Source organism: Klebsiella sp. GW_Kp182, assembly GCF_040062275.1.
Lineage (GTDB): Bacteria > Pseudomonadota > Gammaproteobacteria > Enterobacterales > Enterobacteriaceae > Klebsiella > Klebsiella michiganensis.
Map to the genome: position 1 here is coordinate 149,450 of NZ_JBEAFQ010000005.1, position 13,588 is coordinate 163,037.

Here is a 13,588-nt window from a genome sequence, read left to right on the forward strand (position 1 = left end):
GATTAACGTACCTTCAGCGTCGCCAGGCCAATCAGCACCAGCATCAGCGAAATAATCCAGAAACGCACGATAACGCGCGGTTCCGGCCAGCCTTTCAGTTCATAGTGATGGTGAATCGGCGCCATGCGGAAGATGCGCTGACCGCGCAGCTTGAAGGAGCCGACCTGCAGAATCACCGAGAGCGTTTCCACCACAAATACGCCGCCCATAATCACCAGCAGGAATTCCTGGCGCAGCAGCACGGCGATAATCCCCAGCGCGCCTCCGAGTGCCAGCGAACCCACATCGCCCATAAAGACCTGTGCCGGATAGGTGTTAAACCACAGGAAGCCCAAGCCCGCGCCGACAATCGCCGTACAGACGATCACCAGTTCACCGGCGTGACGCAAATAAGGGATATGCAGGTAGTTGGCGAAATTCATGTTCCCGGTCGCCCAGGCAACCAGCGCGAAGCCGGCGGCAACGAATACGGTTGGCATAATCGCCAGCCCATCAAGGCCGTCGGTCAGGTTGACCGCATTACCGGTCCCGACGATAACAAAATAGGCCAGCAGGACGTAGAACAGGCCCAGCTGCGGCATCACGTCTTTAAAGAACGGCACCACCAGCTGAGTCGCCGGCGTATCTTTACCCGCCATATACAGCGCAAAGGCGACGCCCAGCGCAATCACCGACATCCAGAAGTATTTCCAGCGGGCAATCAGGCCCTTGGTATCTTTGCGAACCACCTTACGGTAGTCATCAACGAAGCCGATGATGCCGTAGCCCACCAGTACCGTCAGCACGCACCAGACGTAGGGGTTAGATGGATAGGCCCACAGCAGAACGGAGACAACAATGGCGGTCAGGATCATGATCCCGCCCATGGTCGGCGTACCGCGCTTACTAAAGTGAGATTCCGGGCCATCGTTACGTACAACCTGGCCAAAGGAGAGTTTTTGCAGACGGGCGATCATGCGCGGGCCCATCCACAGAGAGATGAACAGCGCGGTCAGCAGGCTGACAATGGCGCGAAACGTCAGGTAGGAAAAGACGTTAAAGCCTGAATAATATTTGACCAAATGTTCGGCCAGCCATACTAACATGTTCCGTTCTCCTGTAATGCGCGTACTACCACTTCCATGGCGGCACTACGTGAACCCTTCACTAAAATGGTCATAATTTTATGTTCTGCGGTGAGCTCGCGCAGGCGGGTCACCAGCGCGGCCTTCTCGCTAAAATGTTCGCCAACGCCGCTGGCGCCGCTGATCTCTGCGCTCAACGTACCGACGCTCAGTACGCGATCGAGCCCGGCCGCTTTTGCCGCTTCGCCCACCTGACGATGGCACGCCTGGCTTTCCGCGCCGAGTTCGGCCATATCGCCGACGACCAGTACCCGGTAGCCCGGCATCTCAGACAGCACCTGTACCGCAGCGGTCAGCGAGCCGACGTTGGCGTTATAGGAATCATCCAGCAGCAGCTGGCTGTCGGTCAGCTGAATCGGGAATAACCGCCCCGGTACCGCTTGCAGATCTTTCAGACCCGCTTTGATCGCCTCATGCGTCGCCCCCACAGCCATTGACAGCGCCGCGGCAGCCAGCGCGTTGGCGATGTTATGGCGCCCCGGCAGCGGTAGCAGTACATCAACGCTGCCCGTTGGGGTCTGCAGAGTAAATTCAGTCCCGTGCGAGGTCACATGAACGTTGGTTGCCGTGAAATCGCTGTGGGCGGCGTTCGGCGAAAAACGCCAGGTTTTACGCTCGCCAATCACGCTTTGCCAGTTCAGCCAGTCATTATTGTCGGCGTTCATAATCGCGATGCCGTTGAGCTGCAGACCGGTGTAAATTTCGCCCTTGGCTTTCGCCACGCCTTCCAGAGAGCCAAAGCCTTCCAGGTGCGCGGCGGCCAGGTTATTCACTAACGCGGCTTCGGGACGGGTCAGGCTAACGGTCCAGGCAATTTCCCCCTGGTGATTAGCGCCTAACTCGATGACCGCGTAGTCATGTTCTTTGGTGAGACGCAGCAGCGTCATCGGCACGCCGATATCGTTGTTCAGGTTACCTGCGGTATACAGCGTATTGCCGCACTGGCTCAGAATCGCCGCGGTCATCTCTTTAACCGAGGTTTTTCCGGAAGATCCGGTCAGCGCGACCACGCGCGCCGGCACCTGCTGACGCACCCACGCGGCCAGTTCGCCAAACGCCAGACGCGTATCCTTCACCACCACCTGCGGTAGATCGCAGGCCAGCTGACGGCTGACCAACAGCGCACCCGCGCCGGCAGCTTTCGCCTGTTCGGCAAAGTCATGCGCATCAAAGCGCTCGCCTTTTAGCGCCACGAACAGGCAGCCCGCCGTGATTTTACGGGTATCGGAGGTGACGTCATCAATCGCCACATCGCGGCCGTGCAGCTCGCCATGCGTGATGCCGGCGAGCTGGCTGAGAGTCAAGCGAATCATGCTACCGCCCCCAGCAGACGCGCTACGGTGACGCGGTCAGAGTAATCGAGTCGGCGATTGCCGACGATTTGATAGTCCTCGTGGCCTTTGCCCGCCACCAGAACGACGTCGTTTTCTTTCGCCTGCATCACCGCATTAGTGACCGCTTCCGCACGACCTTCCACCGCCCTGGCATGGCCCGCGTCCAGCATGCCGGCCAGAATGTCGTTGATAATCGCCCGCGGCTCTTCGGTGCGCGGGTTGTCGTCGGTGACAACCACGATATCGGCAAACTCTTCGGCGATAGCGCCCATCAGCGGACGCTTGCCTTTGTCGCGATCCCCGCCGCAGCCAAATACGCACCACAGTTTACCGCGACAGTGCAGACGCGCCGCCTGCAGCGCTTTTTCCAGCGCATCAGGCGTGTGGGCGTAATCAACGACCACGGTCGGTTTACCCGGCGCGGCGAACACTTCCATACGCCCGCATACCGGCTGCAGGCGCGCGGCGGTTTTCAGCAGATCGGCAAGCGGATAGCCCAGCGCCAGCAGGGTGGCTAAGGCCAGCAGCAGATTGCTGACGTTAAAGGCGCCCATCAGGCGGCTTTCGATCTCGCCGTTCCCCCAGCTGGAGGCAAACTGAATGGTGGCGCCGCTATCGTGATAGCTCACGGCGGTCGCTTTGAGCCAGCGACCCCGGCAGTTCGGGTTAATGTGATCTTCCATCGATACGGCAACCGCATCCGGCAGTTTCGCCAGCCAGCGGCGACCGACTTCATCGTCCGCATTAACAATCGCCTGCCCGCAATGGTGGGTTGAGTAGAGCAGCCATTTCGCCGCTTCGTAATGTTCCATATCACCGTGGTAATCGAGGTGATCGCGGCTCAGGTTGGTGAAGACCGAGGCGGCAAACTGCAGCGCGGCTACGCGATGCTGCACCAGCCCGTGGGAAGAGACTTCCATCGCGGCGAACGTCGCCCCCTGCCCTGCCAGGCCAGAGAGTACGTGTTGAACATCAACGGCCGAACCGGTGGTGTTTTCCGTTGGGATAACTTTCTCCAGCAGGCCATTGCCTACGGTTCCCATTACCGCGCTGGTTTCCCCCAGCAGCTGCGCCCACTGCGCCAGCAGCTGTGTCGTGGTGGTCTTGCCGTTAGTCCCGGTGACGCCCACCAGGCGCAGTTGTTCCGAAGGCTGATGGTAAAAACGCCCGGCCAGCGCGGATAAGCGCTCGTTGAGTTGGCTCAGATAGATAACCGGCACACCGTGCATTTCACGGATTTCGCCGTCATGGGCCTCATCTTTGGCCTCAGCAATAATGGCAGCAACACCTTGCGCTATCGCCTGCGGGATATAACGACGCCCGTCCGCCTGATGACCTAAAACCGCGACAAAAAGATCGCCAGAAGCAGCCACCCGGCTGTCCAGCGTCATTTCTCGCAGAATTCGCTCCGGCGCATTTGGCACCCACGGAGCGAGAAGGTCGCGCAAATTACGATCTGCCACCTGTTCCCTCGCCTTGATTAATCACTAATTCACTTTTTTCAGCCGTTGCCAGCGCATCCGGTTCAATGTTCATGGTGCGCAGTACGCCGCCCATGATGGCACCGAAGACCGGCGCGGAAACGGCGCCGCCGTAGTATTTACCCGCCTGCGGATCGTTGATCACCACCACCAGCGCAAAGCGCGGATGGCTGGCGGGCGCAACGCCTGCGGTGTAAGCAATGTATTTGTTGATGTAGCGGCCGTCGGGCCCTACTTTTTTCGCCGTACCGGTTTTAATGGCGATGCGATAGCCTTTGATCGCCGCCTTCACGCCGCCGCCGCCGGGCAGCGCCACGCTTTCCATCATATGAACAACGGTACGAACGAGTGATTCCGGGAAGACGCGCTCGCCCGGAACCGGTGGATCAACTTTGGTAATCGACAGCGGGCGATATATGCCGTAGCTGCCGATCGTTGCGTAGACTCGCGCTAACTGTAACGGGGTTACCATTAGCCCATAGCCGAAAGAAAAGGTGGCCCTCTCTATGTCAGACCACCGTTGTTTTTGAGGGTATAAGCCACTGCGTTCTCCGACCAACCCCAAATTGGTCGCTTTTCCGAGTCCAAAACGTGAGTAAGTATCTACTAACGCTGAGGACGGCATCGCTAACGCCAGCTTAGAAACACCGACGTTACTCGACTTCTGTAGTACCCCGGTCAGGGTCAATTCGCTGTAGCGCGCCACGTCTTTGATTTCGTGGCCGTTAATTCGATAGGGAATGGTGTTCAGTACGGTATTTTCGTTAACAATGCCGCGCTGAAGCGCCGTCATCACCACCATCGGCTTCACCGTTGAACCCGGCTCAAACACGTCGGTAATGGCGCGGTTACGCATCGTATCTTTGGAGGTACCCGCGAAATTATTCGGGTTGTACGACGGGCTGTTGGCCATCGCCAGCACTTCGCCGGTGTTAACGTCGACCAGAACCGCGGTACCTGACTCCGCTTTGTTGAACGCCACCGCATTATTCAGCTCGCGATACACCAGCGCCTGCAGGCGTTCGTCAATGCTCAGCGCCAGGTTATGCGCGGCCTGGCTATCGGTGGACGAAATATCTTCGATTACCCGACCATAGCGGTCTTTACGCACGATACGCTCGCCGGGCTGGCCGGTAAGCCACTTATCAAAGCTCTTCTCTACGCCCTCAATCCCCTGGCTATCGACGTTAGTGAAGCCAATGAGGTGAGCGGTTACTTCGCCAGACGGATAGTAGCGGCGGGACTCTTCCCGCAGATGAATCCCCGGCAGCTTCAATTTACGGATGTAGTCGGCCATATCAGGGTTCACCTGACGCGCCAGATAGATAAAACGCATCCGTGGATTGGTATTGATGCGCGATGCCAGCTGATCCAGCGGCATATTCAGCGCATCGGCCAGCGCCTTCCAGCGGTTGTCCAGGGTCACGCCCCCGGCTTCATGCAGCTCTTTCGGGTCAGCCCAGATAGCTTTTACCGGCACGCTCACCGCCAGCGGGCGGCCGGAACGATCGGTTATCATTCCGCGCGCGGTAGAGACTTCCTGCACGCGCAGAGAACGCATATCGCCCTGGCGTACCAGCATGTCCGGGCTAATCACCTGTAGCCAGGCCACGCGGCCCAGCAGGAAGCCCAGCGCCAGCAGAATACAGCCGCACAGCAACGCAAAACGCCAACTGATAAAGTTGGCCTGTTCTTCCTGACGTTTTGCTTTTGGCGTTTTCGGCGCTGCTTTCATGCGTCGCAATAATCCTTATTTCTGTACAACGATATTTTCTTGTGATGGATCGACGTGCTGCATCTGCAGCTTCTCGGTCGCGATCCGCTCAACCCGACTGTGATCGCCGAGAGCATTTTCTTCGAGGATCAGGTTGCGCCATTCAATATCCAGCGCGTCGCGTTCCAGCACCAGCTGTTCGCGCTGCGCGGTTAAGAGGCGAGTATGGTGCGCCGTTGTCACCACCGTAATCGCCGTAATAATGATGCAAATGAACAGGCAGAGTGGCAGCTTCCCAAACCGCAGAAGGTCGTCTCCGATCACGCCAGGCAAAGCATGGCGCTCGTTGCTTCCTATCGACCCTTTCACCTTGCTTAGGGCTTCTGTCACTCTGCCGATCATGCGTTCGTCCTCTCTGCAATACGCAGAACTGAACTACGGGCACGAGGATTTTCAGCTACCTCTTTTTCGCCCGGCATCAACTTGCCTAATGCTCTTAGCTCACGGCCGCCCAGTTTTTTAAGCTGCTCTTCGGTCATCGGTAACCCTGCCGGAACCTGCGGACCGCGGCTTTGCTCGCGCATAAAGCGTTTCACAATACGGTCTTCCAGCGAGTGGAAACTGATGATTGAGAGCCGCCCGCCCGGGGCCAGCACGCTGAGCGAGCTTTTTAGCGCCTGCTCTATCTCCTCCAGTTCACTGTTCACCCAAATGCGCACCGCCTGGAAGGTACGGGTCGCGGGATGTTTGAATTTATCTTTCACCGGCGTCGCCGCCGCAACGACCTCCGCCAGCTCTTTGGTACGCGTCATCGGTTCCACACGGTTGCGTTCAACGATGGCGCGGGCAATGCGTTTACCAAAGCGCTCTTCGCCGAAGGTTTTGATGACCCAGGCGATATCGGCTTCGTCGGCGGTTTGTAGCCATTCAGCGGCTGACTGGCCGCGCGTCGGATCCATGCGCATATCCAGCGGACCATCGCGCATAAAAGAGAAGCCACGTTCAGCGTCATCCAGCTGCGGTGAAGAGACGCCAAGATCGAGCAGAATACCGTCGATCTTGCCGGTTAGATTGCGCTCGCCAACATAGTCGGCCAGCTGAGAAAAAGGACCATGAACGATGGAAAAGCGGGGATCATCGATAGTTTTCGCGACGGCGATAGCCTGCGGGTCGCGATCGATCGCCAGCAGGCGTCCCTCCGCTCCCAGCTGGGAGAGAATCAGGCGCGAGTGACCGCCGCGGCCAAAGGTACCATCAATGTAGATACCGTCAGGACGAATATTCAGGCCGTTAACGGCTTCATCCAGAAGTACCGTAGTGTGTTTATAATTTTCCATCATTTTACAAAGACAAATCCTGCAGGCGCTCCGACAGTTCCCCGGAAGCGGACTGCTCAGCGTCGATATCTTCCTTGACCCGTTGATACCAGGTCGTTTCGTCCCACAGCTCAAACTTATTGAACTGCCCGACCAGCATCACTTCTTTTGTCAGCCCGGCGTGTTGCCGCAGCACCGGGGCGATTAATAGCCTCCCGGCGCTATCCATCTGACATTCGCTGGCATGTCCCAGAAGCAAACGCTGTACGCGCCGCTCGGTGGGGTTCATGCTCGATAAACGCGATAATTTTTGCTCGATGATTTCCCATTCAGGCAAAGGGTAAAGCAGCAGGCACGGGTGATGGATGTCAATGGTGCACACCAATTGACCGGAAGCGTTCTCGATCAGCCCGTCGCGGTAGCGCGTCGGTACGGCCAGACGGCCTTTACTGTCGAGATTGACTAACGTTGCCCCACGGAACATGCCAGCCTCACCCCTTTTCGCCACTTTACCCCACAAATTCCCACAAGAAGGAGTTTACGGAGCGGAGGAAAAGCTTGTCAAGCCAGCACGAATGCCAACAGAGCTCAAAAACCCATTATTTACAGCCGATATTCGCCCTGAGGAAAAATCAACCAACAAACGAGGCAAATTAACGTTATGAATATCGGTAAGAAAACAACCAACAAACTTGTAACAGTTAAAGCAGCAAAATATCTTCTAAGGGAAAATATAAAGTGTCAGTTTGCGACGCGAGCGGCATTTTAGGCCATTCTGGTGACCGTTAACAGCACCAGTTTTCACAGGAGAGGCACTCTTACTGCGGGGTACAGCGCTTATCGCTACCATAATAGCGAGGAAATGAGTGTTAATTCAGCAACTCACCCGCTGAATGTAACAAAATAATACAAATAAATACGCTAATCCTTTTATGGGCTAATTAAACCGCGAAATAAATGGCGCGAAGAATAAAATTAAAAGAGATGTCAGGAAGATTAAGGATTTGTCTGAAAGATCCTTAACCCTGCAATTTTTGCGTCATCTCAGCGGATTATCGCCAGACGCGTCTCCGTCTGGCGAATGCTCTACGAATAATCCTGGTCACGCGCTTAGCGGCGATTCAGGCTGCCGCGACGATAAAGATTGCGCCGGATACGGCTTAACCCAGGTTTCGGCTTACGCGGTTCATCAAGGCTGGCGAGCACGATCTCCAGCACGCGCTCCGCCACGTCGCGGTGGCGCTGGGCTACGGCTAAAACGGGACACTGGAGGAAATCCAGCAGCTCATTATCGCCAAAAGTGGCAATAGCCAGCTCAGAAGGCAGCTTCCCTTCCCGGCGCAGCGTGACGTCCATCACCCCCTGCAGCAGCGGAAACGAAGTCGTAAACAGCGCCTGAGGCATTGGATGCGTTTCCAGCCACTTTTCAAAGAGCTGCGCCGCGGCTTCGCGCTCGTAGCTGTTTGCATAGAGGAAATTCACCTCTCGCGGATCGTCCTTCCATGCCGTACGGAATCCCTGCTCGCGCAGGAAGCTCACCGAAAGCTCCGGCAGCGCGCCAAGGTACAGCACCGTTTCAGCCGGAAACTTACGCAATTCCGCACCGAGCATTTCAGCATCGTCCTGATCGGCGCCCACCACGCTGGTGAAGTGCTCTCGATCGAGCGCGCGGTCGAGCGCGACAATCGGGAACGGATCGTTAGCCCAGCGCTGATAGAACGGATGTTCAGGCGGTAATGAGGTGGAAACGATTATCGCGTCGACCTGACGCTGCAGCAGATGCTCAATGCAGCGCATTTCGTTATCCGGCTGATCCTCGGAGCAGGCGATCAATAGTTGATAGCCGCGCTGGCGCGCCTGACGCTCCAGGTAATTAGCGATGCGCGTATAGCTGGTGTTTTCCAGGTCCGGGATAACCAGACCAATGGACCGCGTACGTCCTGCACGCAAGCCTGCAGCAACCGCATTCGGATGATAGTTGTGCTCACGAACCACCGCCATCACCTTTTCAACAGTTTTATCGCTAACGCGATACTGCTTCGCTTTCCCATTAATCACATAGCTAGCGGTCGTTCGCGAGACACCGGCCAGCCGGGCGATTTCATCCAGTTTCACAATTGCCCCTTGGGTAATAAGTACAGAACATAACCATTCTTCAGGTATGGATTCGTTTTTATAACATCTAAGCGCAGAAAAGTAAGCGCAGCAACCGCTTTAGTCCACAGTTCCCACCGATTTCGCAAAAAAATAGCCCGACAGGCTGTGTCGGGCTATTTTTACGTCGGTTTCAGCGGCTCAGCGCATGATTTTGTCGCCGCGCGACAATCCGACTACGCCCGAGCGGGCGACTTCAACAATTCGCGCCACGTCGCGCAGCGAAGCCAAAAACGCATCCAGCTTATCGCTGGTTCCCGCCAGCTGAACGGTATAGATAGACGGCGTGACGTCGATAATTTGCCCACGGAAGATTTCCGTATTGCGCTTGACCTCATCGCGTCCATAGCCGCTGGCCTGGACCTTCACCAGCATAATTTCACGCTCAACGTGCGCGCCTTGTCCGAGCTCGTTAACGCGCAGCACGTCGACCAGCTTGTGCAACTGCTTTTCTATCTGCTCAATCGCTTTCTCATCGCCAACGGTTTGAATCGTCATTCTGGATAACGTCGGATCGTCCGTCGGCGCTACCGTCAGGCTTTCAATATTATAACCGCGCTGCGAAAAGAGGCCGATCACGCGGGATAGCGCGCCCGATTCGTTCTCCAGTAATACTGATAATATCCGGCGCATAATCAGGTCCTCTCCGTTTTGCTCAGCCACATCTCGTCCATACCGCCGCCGCGAATCTGCATGGGGTATACATGCTCACTGCCGTCAACCGTTACATCAACGAAAACCAGTCGATTATTACGCACCTGCTCCAGCGCCTCAGCGAGCTTCGCTTCCAGCTCCTGCGGGTCGCTGATACGAATCCCCACGTGGCCGTAGGCTTCCGCGACGCGAGCAAAATCAGGCAATGACTCCATATAGGATTGTGAATGACGGCCAGAGTAAAGCATATCCTGCCACTGCTTCACCATCCCGAGGTAGCGGTTATTGAGGTTCAGCACCAGCACCGGCAGCTCGTACTGCAGCGCGGTGGAGAGCTCCTGAATATTCATCTGGATGCTGCCATCGCCGGTCACGCAAATCACCGTTTCTTCCGGTAGCGCCATCTTCACGCCCAGCGCGGCGGGAAGGCCAAATCCCATCGTTCCCAGACCACCTGAGTTGATCCAACGCCGCGGTTTGTCGAAAGGATAATAAAGCGCCGCGAACATCTGATGCTGACCCACATCGGACGTCACGTACGCATCGCCGTGCGTCAGCCGCCAGATGGTCTCAATTACCGCCTGCGGTTTAATCTTGCCGCTTTGCGTGTCGTACTGCAGGCAATGACGCGCGCGCCACTGCTCAATCTGCTGCCACCAGTCGCGGATTTCATCCAGCGGCTGCTGCGTCTCTTCATGGTCGAGCAGTTCCAGCATCTGTTCCAGCACCAGGCGGGCGTCGCCAACGATAGGCACGTCGGCAGGAACGGTCTTGGATATCGAAGTGGGATCGATATCAATATGCAGCACCGTCGCGTTCGGACAGTACCTGGCCAGATTATTCGTTGTACGATCGTCGAAGCGCACGCCAACGGCGAAAATCACGTCGGAATGGTGCATGGTCATATTGGCTTCATAGGTCCCATGCATGCCCAGCATCCCTAACGCCTGCTGGTGCGAGGCAGGGAAGGCGCCCAGCCCCATTAGCGAAGACGCCACCGGCAGCTTCAGTTTCTCAACCAGCGTGAACAGCTGCGGTTCACATTGCGCATTAATCGCCCCGCCACCGACGTAAACCACCGGTTTTTTAGCCGCCACCAGCGTCTGCAGCGCACGTTTAATCTGCCCTTTATGACCCGACGTCGTCGGATTATAAGAGCGCATGCTGACCGTATCTGGCCAGGCGTACGGCAGTTTTTTCGCCGGATTGAGAATATCTTTCGGTAGATCCACGACGACCGGGCCGGGACGCCCGCTGGCTGCCAGCCAGAACGCTTTTTTCAGCACGCCGGGAATATCTTCGGTTTGCTTAACCAGAAAGCTGTGTTTTACCACCGGTCGGGAGATCCCCACCATGTCGCACTCCTGGAAAGCATCGTAGCCAATTAAGGACGTCGCGACCTGGCCGGAAAGAATCACCAGCGGAATGGAATCCATATAAGCAGTCGCAATGCCGGTAATCGCGTTAGTCGCCCCCGGACCCGAGGTCACCAGGACTACCCCGACCTCGCCCGTTGCGCGCGCAAGGCCATCCGCCATATGCACGGCAGCTTGCTCATGGCGGACCAGTACGTGATCGATTCCGCCAAGGGTGTGTAACGCATCATAGATATCGAGGACCGCGCCCCCGGGATAACCGAACACCTGCTTGACGCCCTGATCGACCAGCGACTGGACGACCATTTCGGCTCCTGACAACATCTCCATGGTTTGCCTCCCGGCTTATAGTTTTTAACGACAGCGGAATCCGATTTCCGCGCGCTCGCACAGGACGAAGCGCAAAAGCTTCGTCCTGAGGTGAATAGACTGCATGCCGTTACCATAACTGCTCGCTAACGGGCAGGCAATTGGCGACCGTCGGCACCTAAGAGGCATTAAAAGGATAAAAGAAAGGTTCGCAGCTAAAACACGGTGAAAAACTTCGGAGATAAGAAAATATGATAGTCAATGCTCGGGGAAAATAACCAACTACAGCAAATCATCCATTTTTTAACGGGCAGCGCCGGGGGCGGACAATCGCAAACAGAATAAAATTCTACGTTTAGTGATTTTTGTCACACAAAGCAGGAGCCGAAGCCCCCGTTTGTATCGCGACCGTTTAGCGCTGGCAGATATTGACCAGCAATTCTTCCATCCACTGATGCCCTTTATCACGGCCCGCCGCTTCATGCCATGAAAGATAGCAGGTACGGCTATTAACTTTCAGCGGCAACGGTAATATTTGCAAATCCAGCTTATCGGCAAACTCGCTGGCTAACCAGCGCGGTGCGATAGCAACCATATTGGTCTGGGAAACCACATTTAATACGCTGACCATCGCGTTACCTTGATAAGCAATACGCGATTGTTTATCCGCGGTGTCATACCATGGCTGGCTAAATGAAGCGTATCGGTCGAGAGCGACAACCGCGTGCTCCTCCTGATAAATATCATTTTCCATCATTGGGCCAGAGATACGCGGATGTTTCCGGCTCGCCACCAGCACCATTTCATCTTTAAATAAAGGCACGCAGGCAAACTCAGGGCGACGAAACTCTTCATAACCAATAACGAATTCAATTTCCTGATAACGTAATTGATGTTCCGTGTTTTGATTCAATGCTGATTTAAAGACCAAATGAATGTTGGGCGCAATCTCGCCAACTTTGTTGAAAATAACCGAAGTCAATGCATTATCCAGCGGGCTGCAAACGCATAAATTAAAGACCCGCTCGCTGCTGAGCGGCTCGAAGCCCGAGCCCGGCAACTCGTTCTGCACTAATTGTAATGCCTGTCGTACAGAACCAAATAGCTGATAAGCACGCGCCGTTGGCTGGATGCCGCGTCCATAACGAACAAACAGCTCATCATTAAACATCACTTTCAGTCTTGATACGGCATTGCTGACCGCCGGCTGCGACATCCCCAGGGAGTGTGCCGCACGGGTGATATTTTGTTCCTGCATTACCGCATCAAATACGGTTAACAGATTCAGGTCGACCATTCTCAGCTGAGGTTTTGCGTTTTCCACCTCTGAGTCCGGCTTATATTCAGTATTTTCTTTTAACATATTTAACTCCACTGTCACGCTAAATTCCCTTTGCCAAAGTGCAGTAATTAATTCTGAAAATATCATTTACCATGCATATGACATTTACAAAAGGGCAAAGATGAATTTTAGGAATATATTAAGGTTATGAGTGGCGACGAAAATTCTGCAGTTGAACGTACCCGCAACCCTCTAACCATATTGTTTACTTGATAAAACCAAGTGTACCCATAAATATCAAAAATAAACAATAACAGCAGCGGTTAACTATAATTTAAGCACTATTACAATATCGGTTTAAGCCGCCCTTAACATTCACATTTTATTATCATTGATAATTCCCCCTTACAAACATGGACACATTCAGCAAACAAATAAATTCAGCTATTTCATTAAGATATGATTCTGGCCAGGCGCGCTATCCTTGCGGCTCTCAGCGAAAATCAAAATTATCAAATAGTGAAAATATCTCAACATGCGCTGATGTCCTAAAAAGGATCATCGGCAAAAAAGCGCGATCGTCAGCACAATTAGCTAATTCTTCCCTCGGGTAAAAAGACCTTTTGTTCACCCAAGGGTTGACATCAAACCCCATATCCAGTAACTCTAAATGCATAACGATTTCATCTGGAGCATGACGCAATGATTCGCAGCATTCGCTTTCTCAGCCTACTACTACTAAACGCATCCATTTTGCGCGGTAGGCTGTTGGGCGACGTTCATCGTTAAGTCATCTTCCAGCAAGACTATAAAACCCGCGCCAATGCGCGGGTTTTTTTATGCT

Annotated in this window: 11 protein-coding genes; all 11 read right to left on the reverse strand. The window is 54.9% G+C overall.

The genetic code is table 11. From position 1 onward, the window contains the following. Positions 1-2: 2 nt before the first annotated feature. The 11 genes from mraY to leuO all read right to left on the reverse strand — a co-directional run bounded on the left by mraY (position 3) and on the right by leuO (position 12,843). Complete coding sequence (mraY, locus tag ABLU88_RS07340; protein ID WP_004098585.1) at positions 3-1,085, reverse strand: phospho-N-acetylmuramoyl-pentapeptide-transferase; 1,083 nt, start codon at positions 1,083-1,085, stop codon at positions 3-5. Next, positions 1,079-2,437 carry a UDP-N-acetylmuramoyl-tripeptide--D-alanyl-D-alanine ligase gene (gene murF, locus ABLU88_RS07345; RefSeq protein WP_219677616.1) on the reverse strand — a complete coding sequence of 453 codons (1,359 nt, stop codon included), beginning with the start codon at positions 2,435-2,437 and terminating at the stop codon, positions 1,079-1,081. Before murF ends, mraY begins: the two co-directional genes overlap by 7 nt. Then, positions 2,434-3,921: a UDP-N-acetylmuramoyl-L-alanyl-D-glutamate--2,6-diaminopimelate ligase gene (murE, locus tag ABLU88_RS07350; RefSeq protein WP_071846144.1), complete on the reverse strand. Its 1,488-nt coding sequence runs from the start codon at positions 3,919-3,921 to the stop codon at positions 2,434-2,436. Before murE ends, murF begins: the two co-directional genes overlap by 4 nt. Next, positions 3,908-5,674, reverse strand: a complete 1,767-nt coding sequence (locus tag ABLU88_RS07355; RefSeq protein ID WP_004098582.1) for a peptidoglycan glycosyltransferase FtsI — start codon at positions 5,672-5,674, stop codon at positions 3,908-3,910. Before ABLU88_RS07355 ends, murE begins: the two co-directional genes overlap by 14 nt. 15 nt (positions 5,675-5,689) lie before the next feature. Beyond that, on the reverse strand, positions 5,690-6,055 hold the full coding sequence (gene ftsL, locus ABLU88_RS07360) for a cell division protein FtsL (RefSeq protein ID WP_002888550.1): 366 nt from the start codon (positions 6,053-6,055) through the stop codon (positions 5,690-5,692). Further along, the gene (gene rsmH / locus ABLU88_RS07365; protein WP_004098579.1) at positions 6,052-6,993 is read right to left on the reverse strand and encodes a 16S rRNA (cytosine(1402)-N(4))-methyltransferase RsmH; all 942 of its coding nucleotides are present in this window, start codon (positions 6,991-6,993) and stop codon (positions 6,052-6,054) included. Before rsmH ends, ftsL begins: the two co-directional genes overlap by 4 nt. A gap of 1 nt (position 6,994) precedes the next feature. Beyond that, positions 6,995-7,453 (reverse strand): division/cell wall cluster transcriptional repressor MraZ, encoded by a 459-nt coding sequence (mraZ, locus tag ABLU88_RS07370; RefSeq protein WP_009654608.1) that lies wholly within the window; start codon positions 7,451-7,453, stop codon positions 6,995-6,997. 626 nt (positions 7,454-8,079) lie between these two features. Then, positions 8,080-9,084: a catabolite repressor/activator gene (gene cra / locus ABLU88_RS07375; protein WP_122117003.1), complete on the reverse strand. Its 1,005-nt coding sequence runs from the start codon at positions 9,082-9,084 to the stop codon at positions 8,080-8,082. Positions 9,085-9,264: 180 nt separating this feature from the next. Continuing rightward, the gene (ilvN, locus tag ABLU88_RS07380; protein WP_004098573.1) at positions 9,265-9,756 is read right to left on the reverse strand and encodes an acetolactate synthase small subunit; all 492 of its coding nucleotides are present in this window, start codon (positions 9,754-9,756) and stop codon (positions 9,265-9,267) included. Positions 9,757-9,758: 2 nt separating this feature from the next. Further along, positions 9,759-11,483 (reverse strand): acetolactate synthase 3 large subunit, encoded by a 1,725-nt coding sequence (ilvI, locus tag ABLU88_RS07385; protein WP_219677618.1) that lies wholly within the window; start codon positions 11,481-11,483, stop codon positions 9,759-9,761. Positions 11,484-11,874: 391 nt separating this feature from the next. Next, a complete protein-coding gene (gene leuO, locus ABLU88_RS07390) occupies positions 11,875-12,843 on the reverse strand; it encodes a transcriptional regulator LeuO (protein WP_086073947.1) in 969 nt (322 codons plus the stop codon). Positions 12,844-13,588 lie beyond the last annotated feature (745 nt).

Coding starts and splice junctions, on each gene's coding strand:
- mraY (WP_004098585.1), bottom strand. CDS start 1,085: ATGTTAGTATGGCTGGCCGAACATTTGGTCAAATATTATTCAGGCTTT.
- murF (WP_219677616.1), bottom strand. CDS start 2,437: ATGATTCGCTTGACTCTCAGCCAGCTCGCCGGCATCACGCATGGCGAG.
- ABLU88_RS07355 (WP_004098582.1), bottom strand. CDS start 5,674: ATGAAAGCAGCGCCGAAAACGCCAAAAGCAAAACGTCAGGAAGAACAG.
- ftsL (WP_002888550.1), bottom strand. CDS start 6,055: ATGATCGGCAGAGTGACAGAAGCCCTAAGCAAGGTGAAAGGGTCGATA.
- rsmH (WP_004098579.1), bottom strand. CDS start 6,993: ATGATGGAAAATTATAAACACACTACGGTACTTCTGGATGAAGCCGTT.
- mraZ (WP_009654608.1), bottom strand. CDS start 7,453: ATGTTCCGTGGGGCAACGTTAGTCAATCTCGACAGTAAAGGCCGTCTG.
- ilvN (WP_004098573.1), bottom strand. CDS start 9,756: ATGCGCCGGATATTATCAGTATTACTGGAGAACGAATCGGGCGCGCTA.
- ilvI (WP_219677618.1), bottom strand. CDS start 11,483: ATGGAGATGTTGTCAGGAGCCGAAATGGTCGTCCAGTCGCTGGTCGAT.